The 14,815-nt window shown below is 42.8% G+C and carries 12 protein-coding genes; 11 read left to right on the top strand and 1 reads right to left on the bottom strand.

The window, feature by feature from the left end; translation table 11 throughout:
• Nucleotides 1-273: 273 nt before the first annotated feature.
• A complete protein-coding gene (locus GMC92_RS10170; RefSeq protein ID WP_061591484.1) occupies nucleotides 274-1,365 on the top strand; it encodes a glycerol dehydrogenase in 1,092 nt (363 codons plus the stop codon).
• 58 nt (nucleotides 1,366-1,423) lie between these two features.
• Here the strand turns inward: GMC92_RS10170 and GMC92_RS10165 are convergent, their stop codons facing one another.
• Complete coding sequence (locus tag GMC92_RS10165) at nucleotides 1,424-2,746, bottom strand: DUF1958 domain-containing protein (protein ID WP_061455726.1); 1,323 nt, start codon at nucleotides 2,744-2,746, stop codon at nucleotides 1,424-1,426.
• A 144-nt stretch (nucleotides 2,747-2,890) separates the two neighbouring features.
• Between GMC92_RS10165 and GMC92_RS10160 the strand changes: the two genes are divergently transcribed.
• The 10 genes from GMC92_RS10160 to GMC92_RS10110 all read left to right on the top strand — a co-directional run bounded on the left by GMC92_RS10160 (nucleotide 2,891) and on the right by GMC92_RS10110 (nucleotide 14,714).
• Nucleotides 2,891-4,870, top strand: a complete 1,980-nt coding sequence (locus GMC92_RS10160) for a peptide ABC transporter substrate-binding protein (protein ID WP_061455725.1) — start codon at nucleotides 2,891-2,893, stop codon at nucleotides 4,868-4,870.
• A 123-nt stretch (nucleotides 4,871-4,993) separates the two neighbouring features.
• On the top strand, nucleotides 4,994-7,495 hold the full coding sequence (gene leuS, locus GMC92_RS10155) for a leucine--tRNA ligase (RefSeq protein ID WP_155200303.1): 2,502 nt from the start codon (nucleotides 4,994-4,996) through the stop codon (nucleotides 7,493-7,495).
• A 182-nt stretch (nucleotides 7,496-7,677) separates the two neighbouring features.
• On the top strand, nucleotides 7,678-8,133 hold the full coding sequence (locus GMC92_RS10150; RefSeq protein ID WP_061591274.1) for a MarR family transcriptional regulator: 456 nt from the start codon (nucleotides 7,678-7,680) through the stop codon (nucleotides 8,131-8,133).
• Nucleotides 8,134-8,190: 57 nt separating this feature from the next.
• The gene (locus GMC92_RS10765; protein ID WP_061591275.1) at nucleotides 8,191-9,423 is read left to right on the top strand and encodes an acyl-CoA thioesterase/BAAT N-terminal domain-containing protein; all 1,233 of its coding nucleotides are present in this window, start codon (nucleotides 8,191-8,193) and stop codon (nucleotides 9,421-9,423) included.
• Nucleotides 9,424-9,564: 141 nt separating this feature from the next.
• Nucleotides 9,565-9,978: a YjdF family protein gene (locus GMC92_RS10135; RefSeq protein WP_061591276.1), complete on the top strand. Its 414-nt coding sequence runs from the start codon at nucleotides 9,565-9,567 to the stop codon at nucleotides 9,976-9,978.
• 306 nt (nucleotides 9,979-10,284) lie between these two features.
• Nucleotides 10,285-10,734 (top strand): MarR family winged helix-turn-helix transcriptional regulator, encoded by a 450-nt coding sequence (locus tag GMC92_RS10130; protein ID WP_070674725.1) that lies wholly within the window; start codon nucleotides 10,285-10,287, stop codon nucleotides 10,732-10,734.
• Nucleotides 10,735-10,752: 18 nt separating this feature from the next.
• On the top strand, nucleotides 10,753-11,607 hold the full coding sequence (locus GMC92_RS10125; RefSeq protein WP_155200302.1) for an SDR family oxidoreductase: 855 nt from the start codon (nucleotides 10,753-10,755) through the stop codon (nucleotides 11,605-11,607).
• Nucleotides 11,600-12,328, top strand: coding sequence for an ABC transporter ATP-binding protein (locus GMC92_RS10120; protein ID WP_049491030.1), 729 nt, complete (start codon nucleotides 11,600-11,602; stop codon nucleotides 12,326-12,328). The genes GMC92_RS10125 and GMC92_RS10120 overlap by 8 nt, the downstream gene beginning before the upstream one ends.
• On the top strand, nucleotides 12,321-13,841 hold the full coding sequence (locus tag GMC92_RS10115; RefSeq protein ID WP_155200301.1) for an ABC transporter permease/substrate-binding protein: 1,521 nt from the start codon (nucleotides 12,321-12,323) through the stop codon (nucleotides 13,839-13,841). Before GMC92_RS10120 ends, GMC92_RS10115 begins: the two co-directional genes overlap by 8 nt.
• Nucleotides 13,842-14,018: 177 nt before the next feature.
• Nucleotides 14,019-14,714, top strand: a complete 696-nt coding sequence (locus tag GMC92_RS10110; protein WP_155200300.1) for a gamma-glutamyl-gamma-aminobutyrate hydrolase family protein — start codon at nucleotides 14,019-14,021, stop codon at nucleotides 14,712-14,714.
• Nucleotides 14,715-14,815: the final 101 nt, after the last annotated feature.

Genomic DNA, 14,815 nt, shown 5'->3' with positions numbered 1-14,815 from the left:
TCAACTTCAGTTAAGCGATTGATTTTCTTGATCGCTCGTGAAAAAAATAAAAATCCCCAAAGTCAAGTTTCAACCTACTGAAACTAGCTTTGGGGATTTTTGAGTGGATTAGAAATCATAAGAGAAATCAAATAATCAAATAATAATGAAGCGTTTTCAATGGCTGCCTGAACAGATAAATTTAATTGAGTGGAGCCTTGTATAATTCTTTGAATTTCATAGAAATAAATGCTACTATAGGTGTGAACTAAATAAATTTTAAAGGAGCAGACTATGAGAAATTTTGCAAGTCCGTCACGTTACATTCAAGGTGAGAATGCCTTATTTGAAAATGCGCAATCTATTTCAGAATTAGGGAATCACCCTGTTTTGCTATGTGATTCAGTGGTCTATGATATCGTAGGGAAGCGTTTTGAAGAATACCTTGGTCAAAATGGGCTCACGGTTTTGCCAGTCTTCTTCAATGGAGAAGCTTCTGATAACGAAATCAATCGTGTGGTTAGTTTGGCAGAAGAAAATGGCTGTGATTTGGTCATTGGACTTGGTGGAGGAAAGACCATCGATAGTGCGAAAGCTATTGCCGATCTTTTAAAATCACCAGTTGTGATTGCTCCTACCATTGCCTCTACAGATGCTCCCGTTTCCGCTTTGTCAGTTATCTACACGGATGAAGGTGCCTTTGCTCGCTATATTTTCTATTCTAAAAACCCAGAATTGGTCTTGGTGGATAGCAAAGTCATCTCTCAAGCACCAAAACGTTTGCTCGCTTCTGGTATCGCAGATGGATTAGCGACTTGGGTCGAAGCGCGTGCGGTAATGCAAGCCAATGGAAAAACCATGTTGGGTCAACGACAAACCTTAGCGGGTGTCGCCATTGCACAACGTTGTGAAGAAACCTTATTTGCAGACGGTCTTCAAGCCATGGCTGCTTGTGAAGCCAAAGTCGTAACCCCTGCTCTTGAAAACATTATTGAAGCTAATACCCTTCTCAGTGGGATTGGATTTGAAAGTGGGGGATTAGCAGCTGCCCATGCCATCCATAATGGCTTTACTGCCCTTACTGGGGACATCCACCATTTGACTCATGGTGAAAAAGTAGCCTATGGAACCTTGGTTCAATTGTTCTTGGAAAACCGTCCGAAGGAAGAATTGAATAAATACATTCGTTTCTATCAACAAATCGGTATGCCAACCACTCTGAAAGAAATGCATCTTGAAACTGCAAGTTATGAAGATCTTCTCAAGGTTGGCCAACAGGCCACCATCGAAGGAGAAACCATCCATCAAATGCCATTTGAAGTGAAGGCTTCTGATATTGCCCAAGCCATCGTAGCAGTAGATGCCTACGTTCAAGGTTTGGCCTAAGATGGCTTTGTCGACAAACCAAGAACTCCCATACCTTATGGTAATGGGAGTTCTTTTCCTATTTTCTTCTTTTTGGATCGGTTTGTTTAAAGATCAGGTATAAAATTCCGGCAGGCAAGAAGCAGAAGAGCCACATAACATCGAGTCCCTTGCTTTTACTGCTAGAGGTCGTTGCTTTAGACTCACTGACGGCCACTCCCGGTTTAATGCTTGGAGATACCTGTTGCAAGCCGTTTTGGACGACTAGGCGGTTATTTTCTAGTTTTAGCGCTGGCTTCGTTCCCTTCTTAACAGTCGCATAGAAGTCTTGCTTCAGCTGAATGGTCTTCCCGTCGATGGTATGTTCCCCTGCAGAGAGGACTTTTTTATACTGGTAGTCTGCGAACATTTTCTCAGCCAAGGTATTTCCGATCTGATTGCGGTAGCTTTCGGCGATCTCGACATCGTAGTTCCCAACCCCCAAAATGACTTCGATAATCCGCTGTTTACCCCGCTTGGTTGTCGCGGTGTAGTTGTAGTCAGCAGTCGGGCTGGATCCAGTTTTGAGTCCATCTGTTCCTTTAAGGGCGAATTTTCCACCTTCGAGGGAAGTATTGTAGTTATCGTAGCTTTGCTCGTAGGGGGTTCCTTCCATGATGGTAGTGTGAGCTTGCTTGGTGTATTCCAACATTTCTGGCAGGTCGTTTACGATGTGATAAGCCAGAATAGACATGTCCCGCGCTGTAATTTCGTTATTCGCATTGACATCGTAGCGCTGAGGATTGTAGTAGCCCTGAAGGACCGAGATCATTGCCCCATTTGGATTGTGCCATTTGGTATGGCTCATCCCCATTTCTTGTGTGTACTGATTCATTAAGTCCAAAAACTTATCGGGATCATTGTCAGTGACGGCGTTGGCGAGCATAATCACGGCTGCGCTAGAAGAAGGAACAAAGAGCATCTTGATCAATTCAGATACTTTGTAGTCTACACCAGCTACAATAGGTGAGTTACTTAACAGATTGTTTTCCGAGATGGCTTGGTCTGCCTCTGTTGCTGTGACCACGGTATCGTACTTGATCTTGCCTTCCTTAAGGGCCCGAAAGACCACATAGGCACTCATGAGTTTGGCCATGCTTCCGGAGTCCCGGACCGTGTCGATATTGTCTCCGTACAAAATGGCTCCAGTATTGGCGTCGATGACGATGTCAGCTTTAGGCTTGTAAAAATCGTCCAATACCAGTCCAGCATCAGCTGCGATTTTCATGACATCTTCTTGCTGGTAGATGTCATCCGCAAAGGCAGTGGAAATAGGGCCTAATGTCAAGACTCCTACAAGGAGGGACAAGAGGCTGCGTTTAAGTCGTTTGTGTAAATGTCTCCCGTTATTCATAAATTCCATTATATCATACAGGTTAGGGATTAAAACGGAAAAAATTCTAGAAAAAGAAAAAAGAGAAGAATTTCGCAGTAAAAGCGTTTACATTTCCCTGGAAAGTGCTATAATTTAAATTGAATATAACATTTTTACAATGAGGTGAATTATATGAACAAAGGAAAGGTACTCTTAGCTACCAGCGCTCTGCTTTTATCGGCTGGTGTCCTAGTAGCTTGCTCAGGTGGAAAATCTGGAAGCTCCGGCGGACAGACGTATAGCTATGTCTATACCCAGGATCCAGATACGCTCGACTATTCGATTTCCAATAAAAAATCGACTTCCGAGTTTACAGGAAATGCGGTAGATGGATTATTGGAAGTAGACAAGTATGGGAACTTAATCCCATCACTTGCTAAAGACTGGACTGTTTCCAAAGACGGCTTGACCTATACTTATAAACTCCGCAAAGGGGTCAAATGGATGACTTCTGAAGGGGAAGAATATGGAGGAGAGGTTAAGGCCCAAGACTTTGTGACAGGTCTCAAGCACGCGGCAGATAAGAAATCACAAGCGATTTACTTGGTCCAAAAATCTGTCAAAGGCTTGGATGACTATGTTTCAGGGAAAACATCTGATTTCTCAACCGTTGGTGTGAAAGCGATTGATGATTATACCGTTCAATATACCTTGAGCCAACCAGAAAGCTTCTGGAATTCCAAGACTACGATGGGGATCCTGATGCCAGTCAATGAAGAATTCCTGAAATCTAAAGGGGATGACTATGGTCAAGGAACTTCTCCGTCTAGTATCCTTTACTGCGGACCTTATTTGATCAAATCCATTACTTCGAAATCTTCTGCGATATTAGAAAAAAATCCAACCTACTGGGATGCGGAAAATGTCAAGATCAGTAAAGTCAAACTGACCTATTATGATGGTCAAGACTCCGAGTCTCTGATCCGTGGATTTGATAACGGTGACTATACAGTTGCCCGTGTTTTCCCAAATGGTTCTAACTATAAGAGTGTAGAGAAGAAGCATAAGGACGACATCGTCTATACTGACCAAGGTTCCTCAACCTATAACCTTTCCTTCAACATTGACCGTCAGGCCTATGAAATCACAAAGAAGACCACGGATGCTCAAAAGGCCTCTACCAAGAAAGCAATCTTGAACAAGGACTTCCGTCAAGCCATTATGTTTGCCTTCAACCGCAAGGCTTATGTAGCGCAAACTAACGGGGAAGCGGGTGCCAATAAGGTGATCCGTAATACCTTTACGCCACCAAACTTTGTCCAAATCGATGGCAAACAATTTGGTGATGCAGTAGAAAAAGACTTAGAAGCTTATGGGGATGAATGGAAAGGGGTCTCTGTCGCAGATGGAAAAGACACCCTCTACAATCCAAGCAAGGCCAAAGAAGAGTTTGCCAAAGCTAAGGCAGACTTGCAGGCTCAAGGAGTTGAATTCCCAATTCATTTAGACCTTCCAACTTCTTCGACTTATACGGAAGGAATCAAACAAGCCCAATCCTTCAAACAGTCGATTGAATCTACATTGGGAGCAGAAAATATTGTCATCGATCTGAATATGGTTTCTGAGGATGATCTTCAACGAGTGACTTACTTTGCTGAAAATGCTTCCCAACAAGACTGGGATCTAAACAATAACTTGGGCTGGGGACCAGACTATACGGACCCATCTTCTTACATCGACATCACCAGTGGTAAATCTGGTGAAAATGCCAATTCTTACTTTGGATTCGATGCTGGTACGGATAATGCGGCGGCAAAAGCAGCTGGCTTTGATGAGTACAATCAATTAATTGAAGACGCTCAAAAAGAAAACACAGATGTCAACAAGCGTTATGAAAAATATGCTGCGGCTCAAGCTTGGTTGACCGATAGTGCCCTCTTGATTCCGATTCATTCGGATGGAGCTTCTCCAGTCGTTCGTAAGACTGTACCATACTCTGCAGCCTTTGCTTGGACCGGCCACAAGGGTCAAACCTTTAACTATAAGTATTTAGAAGTTCAAGACAAGGTCGTAGCGGCGAAAGACTACGACAAAGCGCGTGAACAATGGAAGAAAGAAAAAGAAGAATCCAATAAAAAAGCGCAAAAAGAACTTGAAAAGCATGTGAAATAGACTTTTCTTAGCGAAAACAGGATGGACAGGTCCCGTATGGGACCTGTCTTTTTCTTTATCTGATCCTTTAAAAATCCCCTAAAAATGGTATAATAGGAGCATCACGAAAATTGGAGAGACGCTATGAGTTTTTACGATCATAAAGAAATCGAGCCTAAGTGGCAAAAATACTGGGCTGACCATCACACTTTTAAGACAGGAACAGATGCTTCAAAACCGAAGTTTTATGCATTGGACATGTTCCCTTACCCATCCGGAGCGGGTCTACACGTAGGACATCCAGAAGGCTACACAGCAACAGATATCCTTAGCCGTTTCAAACGTGCGCAAGGCTACAATGTCCTTCACCCAATGGGATGGGATGCCTTTGGTTTGCCTGCAGAGCAATACGCTATGGATACAGGGAATGACCCAGCGGAATTCACAGCAGAAAACATTGCCAACTTCAAACGCCAAATCAATGCGCTTGGCTTCTCTTACGACTGGGACCGTGAAGTCAATACGACAGATCCGAACTACTACAAGTGGACGCAATGGATTTTCACTAAGCTTTACGAAAAAGGCTTAGCTTATGAAGCGGAAGTGCCAGTAAACTGGGTGGAAGAATTGGGTACAGCTATCGCCAACGAAGAAGTTCTTCCAGATGGAACATCTGAGCGTGGGGGCTATCCAGTTGTTCGCAAACCAATGCGCCAATGGATGCTTAAAATCACGGCCTATGCAGAGCGCTTGCTCAACGATTTGGATGATCTAGATTGGCCAGAGTCTATCAAGGACATGCAACGCAACTGGATTGGTAAATCAACTGGTGCCAATGTCACTTTCAAGGTGAAAGGAACTGACAAGGAATTCACCGTCTTTACGACACGTCCGGATACCCTTTTCGGAGCGACCTTCACTGTTTTGGCGCCTGAGCATGAACTAGTAGATGCCATCACGACACCTGAACAAGCTGAGGCTGTAGCGGACTACAAACACCAAGCCAGCCTCAAGTCAGACTTGGCTCGTACAGACCTTGCTAAGGAAAAAACAGGAGTTTGGACTGGTGCTTATGCTATCAACCCTGTAAACGGCAAAGAAATTTCAATCTGGATTGCCGACTATGTTCTTTCTAGTTACGGAACAGGTGCTGTTATGGCTGTGCCTGCCCATGACCAACGTGACTGGGAATTTGCCAAACAGTTTGGCCTTCCAATCGTAGAAGTGCTGGAAGGTGGAAATGTAGCTGAAGCTGCTTACACAGAAGATGGACTTCACGTCAACTCAGATTTCTTGAACGGCCTCAATAAAGAAGAAGCGATTGCTAAAATCGTGGCTTGGTTGGAAGAAAAAGGCTATGGTCAAGAGAAAGTTACCTACCGTCTCCGTGACTGGCTCTTTAGCCGTCAACGTTACTGGGGTGAACCAATCCCAATCATTCATTGGGAAGACGGCACTTCAACAGCTGTTCCAGAAAGTGACCTCCCACTTGTCTTGCCAGTAACTAAGGACATCCGCCCTTCAGGTACTGGGGAAAGCCCACTAGCTAACTTGACCGACTGGCTGGAAGTGACTCGTGAAGATGGCGTCAAAGGTCGTCGTGAAACCAATACGATGCCACAATGGGCCGGTTCAAGTTGGTACTACCTCCGCTATATCGATCCACACAACACAGAGAAATTGGCTGATGAGGACCTCCTCAAACAATGGCTACCAGTAGATATCTACGTGGGTGGTGCAGAACACGCCGTGCTTCACTTGCTTTACGCTCGTTTCTGGCATAAATTCCTCTATGATATCGGTGTTGTTCCAACCAAAGAACCGTTCCAAAAACTCTTTAACCAAGGAATGATCTTGGGAACCAGCTACCGTGACCACCGTGGGGCTCTTGTAGCGACTGACAAGGTTGAAAAACGTGATGGTTCCTTCTTCCATGTGGAAACAGGAGAAGAATTGGAGCAAGCACCAGCTAAGATGTCTAAATCCCTCAAGAACGTGGTCAACCCAGACGATGTGGTGGAACAATACGGTGCTGATACCCTTCGTGTCTATGAAATGTTCATGGGGCCACTCGATGCTTCTATCGCTTGGTCTGAAGAAGGATTGGAAGGAAGCCGTAAATTCCTTGACCGTGTTTACCGTTTGATCACAAGTAAAGAAATCGTTGCAGAAAACAATGGTGCTCTTGACAAGGTTTATAACGAAACCGTTAAAGCTGTCACAGAGCAAATCGAGTCCATGAAATTCAACACAGCCATTGCCCAGCTCATGGTCTTTGTCAACGCGGCTAACAAGGAAGATAAACTCTATGCGGATTACGCCAAAGGCTTTATCCAATTGATTGCTCCATTTGCCCCTCACTTGGCAGAAGAACTCTGGCAAACAGTGGCAGCAACAGGTGAGTCAATCTCTTACGTAGCTTGGCCAACATGGGACGAAAGCAAATTGGTTGAAGACGAAATCGAAATCGTTGTTCAAATCAAAGGTAAAGTCCGTGCTAAACTCATGGTCGCAAAAGACCTTTCTCGCGAAGAATTGCAAGAAGTCGCTCTGGCTGACGACAAAGTCAAAGCAGAGATTGATGGCAAAGAAATTGTGAAAGTGATTGCGGTACCAAATAAATTGGTTAATATTGTTGTAAAATAACCAATTTATTTGCTGATTTCCAACCTCAAACAGTTTCCCAAACTGTTTGAGCCAACCAAGCTTGTAAATATCGTAACGAAATAAATTTAAAAGTCCTTCAGAGCTAAGTTCTGGAGGATTTTTGACTCTTCTTGACAAGAAAACGATATTTTGTTAATATCATTAACAAAAAGAAGGAAGCTATGAATAAGAAAGAACTGCATAAGTTTAATAATCGTTTTAACAGCTTTATTTTAGACTTTGAACGGTTGAAAAAGGATCAGCATAGGAATAGTATTGATAAATCAATCACTATTAATGAAGTCCATTTGATTGATCTAATAGGTCGGAATCAGCCTGTGAATCTAGTGAAATTATCTGAGTTACTTGAAGTATCAAGGAGCGCTATTACTCAGAGTGTTAGACGTTTAACCAAGAAAGACCTCGTTACTTTTGAATTTGTACAGGATAATGAAAAAAATAAATATCTGATATTATCCAAAAAAGGGGTTGAAGTTTTTAACATCCATAAAGAGCAGCAAGAACATATTGAAAAAGCCATTTTTTCAGTTTTAAGAAACTATAGTGATGAGGACCTTCAAATGGTTATGAAACTGATGGATGATGTTGAACAGGTATGGCGAGAATTACCGTGGTAAAAATCACGGTAATTTTAAAACTACATTGTTAATCACATTAACAAAAAAGAGGAAGATATGAATATACAAATTGAACTGATCTCAGAGTCTGAGTTAGCAGACGAATCTTTTAATATTGTCATCAATGGCTTAAAACCAAGAGAAACATATCGAGTCGAGATGTACCTAACTGATTATTATTGTATCAATGCTCCTATGCTTTTAGCTCATAATGTTTTATGGAAATCAACAGCGACTTTTGTATCAGATAAGAATGGTATTATTGATATTTCACAAACTCCATCTTGTTCTGGCTCTTATGAAGATATTGCAACAATGGGGTTATTCTTTAATGCTAAGCCCTTGACCAATAGGAAAAAGAAACTTCCAAACTCTCTTTCTAAAATTCCCTTATTAGATCACTTTTTTGTGGAAATCAAAATTATACAAGGTAATACTGTCGTCGCAGAGAGAACTTTCACAAGACATTACATGAGTTTGCAAATTAGTCATCAAGATATTTACGGGAAACATTTTCAAGGGAGACTCTTTTATGATCAAAAGGCAATAAAAGCACCAGCATTGATTATTGTGAGCGGTAGTGAAGGAAGGATTGAAAAGGCACAGAATATAGCTCAGCTTCTATCTTCTAGAGGTTATATTTGCCTAGCAGTTGCCTACTTTGGTTTAGAGGGGTTGCCAAAACATTTGGAACGTATTCCTTTAGAGTGCCTTGTGGAAGCAAAGGATTATCTACGTCAGCATCATCAAGTAGATAGTGAAAGAATTGGAATCTATGGACGTTCTAAGGGAGCAGAGTTAGTTTTAGCTGAGGAGAACATTTTTAATGACGTTCAATGTTTGGTACTAAATTCACCCTCTGATGTGGTGTATGAAGGGATAAAAGGGAAATGGAACTCCCATACTTCTTCTTGGACGTATTTGCAAAAGGAACTTACCTATCAAAAGTTTCGACTGAGAGATTATCTGTTTAGCAAACTTTTTAGAAAACCTATCCCTAAAGATCGCTCTGCTAGGATAGACATTAGTAGACTCTCTTCGCCAATCTTATTGCTCGGAAGTACTGTTGATGAAATATGGGATGCCTCGTCAGCAATAGCCAATATTGTCTCACATTATAAAGGCCACCACATTACATTTAAAAAATACCATGAAATAGGTCACATGTTGACAGTGGCTTATCAACCCAATCATCGCTATCGAAAAGATTGGCGTTTATTGATGAAAGAGAGTGAGGATTCTTGGTTGGCTACGATTCATTTTTTTGATAGGCATTTGAAGAAGCAATAACATAAGATTATAAATATGCTATAATAGTCCCAACTAAGATAAAAACACAGTTCTGGTTGGTAGTCCAGACGTAGGCAAGCCTATCAGTAACCTTCCTCCTTGGTTGTCCATTCTTAGGGATAGATTTAAGGAGGTGCTGTCGTGGAAACAATTTCAATTGGATTGACAGTTTATTTTGAAGATGGATTTTGGCATGGTTTGTTCGAACAAGTGTATCGAGAAACTTATCAAGTTTGTCGTGTGACATTTGGTCAGGAGCCAAAAGATGATGAAATTTTAGAGATCTTACAGACTCAGTTTACTCATTTATCTTTTAGTCCAGAAGCTACAGTTAAGCAACATGTAAAAATCAAGAATCCTAAACGATTACAGCGAGCTGTGAAGAAACAAGTAAAGAAGAAAATTTCTTCCAAGTCGAAAGAACTATTGCAGTTGCAGTATGAGGAAAGGAAAAAGATTTCAAAACATCAATCTAGTGTCCAAAAGCAATTGCTCAAACAAGAGAAATTTGAACGCAAACAGCAAAAACGAAGGGAGAAGCGTAAAGGACATTAACCCTTATCTCTCTCATCAAAAAAGCTTCGGTAGGAAGAACCTTACCGAGGCTTTTTAACAAATTTCATTCTGCATGATAGTGAAGAGATGTAAAACTCAGTGTCGTTCAAAAAGGAGTATAAATGTTGCTTTTCTTCCAAGGAAGATGGTGTAAAAGGATTAAAAAATCTGGTATTTTGAAGTTCCTCAAGGATTCTGTGGACATATTCTTAGATTTTTTATTTCGATATCGAAATAGTTGACAGATGTAACGAACGGTGATACAATGACTGTGATATTTCGGTATAGAAATAAAAAGGAGATAAAATGGACAAGATGCAAGGGGGCTACCAAGCTTTACAGATACGCTTGTTGAACGGGCGACTTTTTCAAAAACTCTTGAGCAAGGAACCAGATGCCCAATACCGAAGTGAACAGGGGAAAATTTTAACGATTTTGTGGAAGCAAGAGTTGGGGTGCGCTACTGCGACCGATATCGCTCTTGCGACGGGTCTAGCCAATAATACATTGACCAGCATGGTTAAGAAATTGGAAGAACAAGGCTTGGTTACGATTCAACCTTGTACGCAGGATAAAAGGAAAAAATATATTTCTTTGACAGACCTCGGTTGGGCACAAAAGGAAATTGGGGATCGTGTTAGTAAGGAACTGGGTGAGATTTTCTATCAAGGCTTTTCGGATCAAGAAATCCGAGAATTTGAGGAGTATCAAGAGCGCATTATCTCAAATCTAAAAGCTAAAGAGAATGACATCTAAGGAAAGGAAGTAACAGTTATGATTGGTATTACAGGGGTAACAGGGAAATTAGGTTCTTATGTGGCTAATCTTGTCTATAAGAAGGGAATCGCTTCAGTCCATCTAGCACGAAGCCCAGAGCGTGCAAAGATCAATGCGTCAGCGGAAATTCGTAAAATAGTGTATGCCAATACACCAGAGGTGGTTGAGGCCTTAAAGGGTATTGATATCTTGTTGATGGTTTCTGCTCGGGAAAATCCAGAGCGTGTCAAGGAACACAAGGACTTTTTAGATGCTGCAAAGCTAGCAGGAGTAGAGCATATCGTCTATACCTCCTTTTATGGGGCAGATGAGAAGGCAACTTTCACCTTGTCTCGAGATCATGCCCAGACGGAAGCCTATATCAAGGAGTTAGGGTTCACCTACACTTTTTTGAGAGATAATTTTTACTTGGACTTCCTGATTGATATGGCGCTTGAAAATGGAGAGATTCGTGGTCCGGCAGGCAATGGTCTTGTGTCAGCTGTTGCCCGTAAGGACACATCTAGGGTTGCAGCAGAAATTCTTTTAAATCCTAAGGAATGGGAAAATCAAACCTTGAATCTGACAGGGCCAGAGGATCTTTCCATAGAAGAAATCGTAGCGCTTCTCTCAAAAGAGACCGGTGACGCCATCGCGTATGTGGATGAAACAGTAGAAGAAGCTTATGAGTCACGGAAAAAATGGCCAGCACAAACTTGGGAGTACGATGCCTGGGTCAGCACTTATACAGCGATTAAAGCTGGGGAACAAGCTGGGGTTTCAACAGATATCGAAAAAGTCCTAGGGCATCCGGCAAGTAGCCTATTGGATACTCTTAGAGACAGAAAACTTATTGAGGAAGAATATGATTGAATATAAACATGTAGCCTTGCGCTACACGGATAAGGACATTTTAAAAGATGTCAATCTCCGTATTGAAGATGGTGAATTTATGGTCCTCGTAGGTCCTTCAGGATCTGGAAAGACCACCATGATCAAGATGATTAACCGTCTCTTGGAGCCGACAGATGGCAATATTTATATGGACGGGAAACGCATCAAGGACTATGATGAACGAGAGTTACGTCTGTCTACTGGTTATGTGCTTCAAGCCATTGCTCTCTTTCCTAATTTGACAGTTGCGGAAAATATCGCTCTCATTCCTGAGATGAAGGGCTGGGGCAAGGAGCGAGTGGCTTCCAAAACAGTCGAATTTTTAGAAAAAGTAGGCCTTCCAGCTTCTGATTACGCCGATCGCAAACCCCATGAGCTGTCTGGTGGGGAGCAACAACGGATTGGCATTGTGCGGGCCATCATCGGGGAGCCAAAGATTCTATTGATGGACGAGCCCTTTTCAGCCTTGGATGCCATTTCCCGCAAACAGTTGCAGGCTCTTACCAAAGACTTGCACAAGGAGTTCGGCATGACCACTATCTTTGTTACACACGATACCGATGAAGCCTTGAAATTAGGCGATCGGATTGCGGTGTTACAAGAAGGAGAGATTGTGCAGGTGGCGGATCCTGAGACCATTCTAGCCCAACCAGCCAACGACTTTGTTGCGGATTTATTTGGAGGTGCTCACCATGTCTAAACTATTTGCAACCTTTCAAGAACGCTTTGGAGACTGGCTCACTGCACTAGGGCAACATTTGCAACTGTCATTACTGACCCTGCTCCTTGCTATTTTTCTAGCTGTTCCATTAGCTATTTATTTAAGTACACGCAAGAGAGCCAGCAACTGGGTTTTACAGGTAGCTGGGATCTTCCAGACCATTCCTTCCATGGCCCTTTTGGGGCTCTTCATTCCCATCATGGGAATTGGAACACTTCCGGCCTTGACAGCTCTCGTCATCTATGCCATTTTCCCCATCCTCCAAAATACCATCACCGGTTTGCAGGGGATTGACCCAAGTCTTGAAGAAGCGGGAATCGCCTTTGGGATGACCAAGTGGGAGCGCTTGAAGAAGTTTGAGATTCCCTTGGCCATGCCCGTCATCATGTCTGGGATTCGGACAGCAGCTGTGATGATTATCGGGACGGCTACCCTAGCTGCCTTGATTGGAGCAGGGGGACTCGGTTCCTTTATCCTTCTAGGGATTGACCGCAATAATGCCAGTCTGATTTTAATCGGTGCCCTGTCTTCTGCCTTCTTGGCCATCGCCTTTAACCTTCTTCTCAAATGGATGGAAAAGGCCAAATTGCGGACCATCTTTGCGGCTTTTGCGGTAATGGTTATCGGATTGGGAGCTAGCTATACACCAAGTCTTCTTCCCAAACCGGAAAAAGAAAATCTGGTCATCGCTGGGAAGCTAGGTCCTGAACCGGAAATTCTAGCCAATATGTACAAGATTTTGATCGAAGAAAACACAGACATGACAGTGACTGTTAAACCAAATTTTGGAAAAACCACCTTCCTCTTTGAAGCTCTGAAAAAAGGGGATATTGCTATCTATCCAGAGTTTACAGGGACCGTGACCGAAAGTCTCCTCAAGCCGGCGCCGCAAGTCAGTCATGATCCAGAAGCAGTCTATCAAGCAGCTCGAGATGGGATCAAGAAACAAGACGACCTGGCCTTGCTCAAACCCATGGCTTATCAAAATACCTATGCTGTTGCAGTCCCTAAGAAAATTGCCCAAGAGTATGGTCTCAAGACCATTTCAGATTTGAAAAAGGTGGAAGGACAACTCAAGGCAGGATTTACCTTGGAGTTTAATGACCGAGAGGATGGGAACAAGGGCTTGCAGAAGGTTTACGGACTTCATTTACAAGTCTCCACCATGGAGCCAGCCCTTCGCTACCAGGCGATCCAGTCCGGTGATATCCAGATCACAGATGCTTACTCAACGGATGCCGAGCTGGCTCGCTATGACCTGGTGGTCCTTGAAGATGACAAGCAACTCTTCCCGCCATATCAAGGGGCACCCCTCATGAAAGAAGCTCTTCTTAAGAAACATCCTGAATTGGAAGGGATTCTCAATCAGTTAGCTGGTAAAATCACAGCAGAGCAAATGAGCCAGATGAACTACCAAGTCGGAGTAGAAGGCAAGTCTGCTGCTCAAGTGGCGCGTGACTTTTTGGTAAAAGAAGGGGTTATCAAAAATTAATAAACAATTCTCAAGTCTTCGCACTTGAGGATTTTTTAATAGAAAGCAATTTTAACCCTTTCAGCAAGCTTTTGTTGTAGAGGGGGGGACCTTCTCTTCAAATACTCTCCATTGAGTCTATCCTAAAATTGTGTTACAATAAGCCTTGAAAACGAATGAAAGTATATGGAAACAAGTATGAAAAAAAGACCAGTGATTGGAATTACAGGAAATGAAAGACCCTTCCCGGATGATCCAGACGCGAATATGAGTTATGCGGCGACTGGTTTTGTCGAAGCGGTCAAAGAGGCAGGAGGGATTCCCTTGATCTTGCCAATTGGAGATGCGGCCTTGGCTAAAGACTATATATCGATGATTGATAAGCTCATCATCACCGGTGGACAAAATGTCTTGCCCAAGTTTTACGGAGAAGAAATCACCATCGACAGTGATGACTATCTCTTGAAACGCGATCTCTTTGAGTTGGCCTTGATTGAAGAAGCGCGTGCGGCTAAAAAAGCTATCTTTACCGTCTGCCGTGGGACCCAGCTCTATAATGTCGCTCTAGGGGGAACTCTGCATCAAGACATTGAACACCACTGGCAGGACAATCCAGGTCAGTACACCAGCCAAGAGTTGGTGACCAAGGATCAGACGATCCTGCAAGAGATCTATGGTAAGACCAGTCGCATCAATTCTTTCCATCATCAAAGTATTAAAGACTTGGCAGATGGCTTAGAAGTGATCGCGCGGGATCCTAAAGATGACGTCATAGAAGCCGTTCAGTCCACAGATAAGAGTCGTTTCCTCGGCGTTCAGTGGCACCCGGAACTACGTTTTGACAAGAGTCCAGCAGATCGTAAGCTCTTTGAATATGTCGTGACTCAATTGTAAAGAGGACCAGCCCCCTTAGGAATTTGTACTGACCCCAAAAAGTTAGACAAATAATTTAAGTTAAGGATTTAGTCCTGTATTGTACAGGACTAAGTCCTTTT

The organism is Streptococcus parasanguinis (assembly GCF_009717775.1).
GTDB classification, from domain to species: domain Bacteria; phylum Bacillota; class Bacilli; order Lactobacillales; family Streptococcaceae; genus Streptococcus; species Streptococcus parasanguinis_AG.
This window is presented reverse-complemented; position numbering and strand designations above follow the sequence as displayed.

What these genes read in the sequence shown, in the direction of transcription:
- GMC92_RS10165 (WP_061455726.1), bottom strand. Translation starts at nt 2,746, where the DNA reads ATGGAATTTATGAATAACGGGAGACATTTACACAAACGACTTAAACGC.
- GMC92_RS10115 (WP_155200301.1), top strand. Translation starts at nt 12,321, where the DNA reads ATGTCTAAACTATTTGCAACCTTTCAAGAACGCTTTGGAGACTGGCTC.
- leuS (WP_155200303.1), top strand. Translation starts at nt 4,994, where the DNA reads ATGAGTTTTTACGATCATAAAGAAATCGAGCCTAAGTGGCAAAAATAC.
- GMC92_RS10130 (WP_070674725.1), top strand. Translation starts at nt 10,285, where the DNA reads ATGGACAAGATGCAAGGGGGCTACCAAGCTTTACAGATACGCTTGTTG.
- GMC92_RS10125 (WP_155200302.1), top strand. Translation starts at nt 10,753, where the DNA reads ATGATTGGTATTACAGGGGTAACAGGGAAATTAGGTTCTTATGTGGCT.
- GMC92_RS10110 (WP_155200300.1), top strand. Translation starts at nt 14,019, where the DNA reads ATGAAAAAAAGACCAGTGATTGGAATTACAGGAAATGAAAGACCCTTC.
- GMC92_RS10170 (WP_061591484.1), top strand. Translation starts at nt 274, where the DNA reads ATGAGAAATTTTGCAAGTCCGTCACGTTACATTCAAGGTGAGAATGCC.
- GMC92_RS10150 (WP_061591274.1), top strand. Translation starts at nt 7,678, where the DNA reads ATGAATAAGAAAGAACTGCATAAGTTTAATAATCGTTTTAACAGCTTT.
- GMC92_RS10120 (WP_049491030.1), top strand. Translation starts at nt 11,600, where the DNA reads ATGATTGAATATAAACATGTAGCCTTGCGCTACACGGATAAGGACATT.
- GMC92_RS10765 (WP_061591275.1), top strand. Translation starts at nt 8,191, where the DNA reads ATGAATATACAAATTGAACTGATCTCAGAGTCTGAGTTAGCAGACGAA.
- GMC92_RS10160 (WP_061455725.1), top strand. Translation starts at nt 2,891, where the DNA reads ATGAACAAAGGAAAGGTACTCTTAGCTACCAGCGCTCTGCTTTTATCG.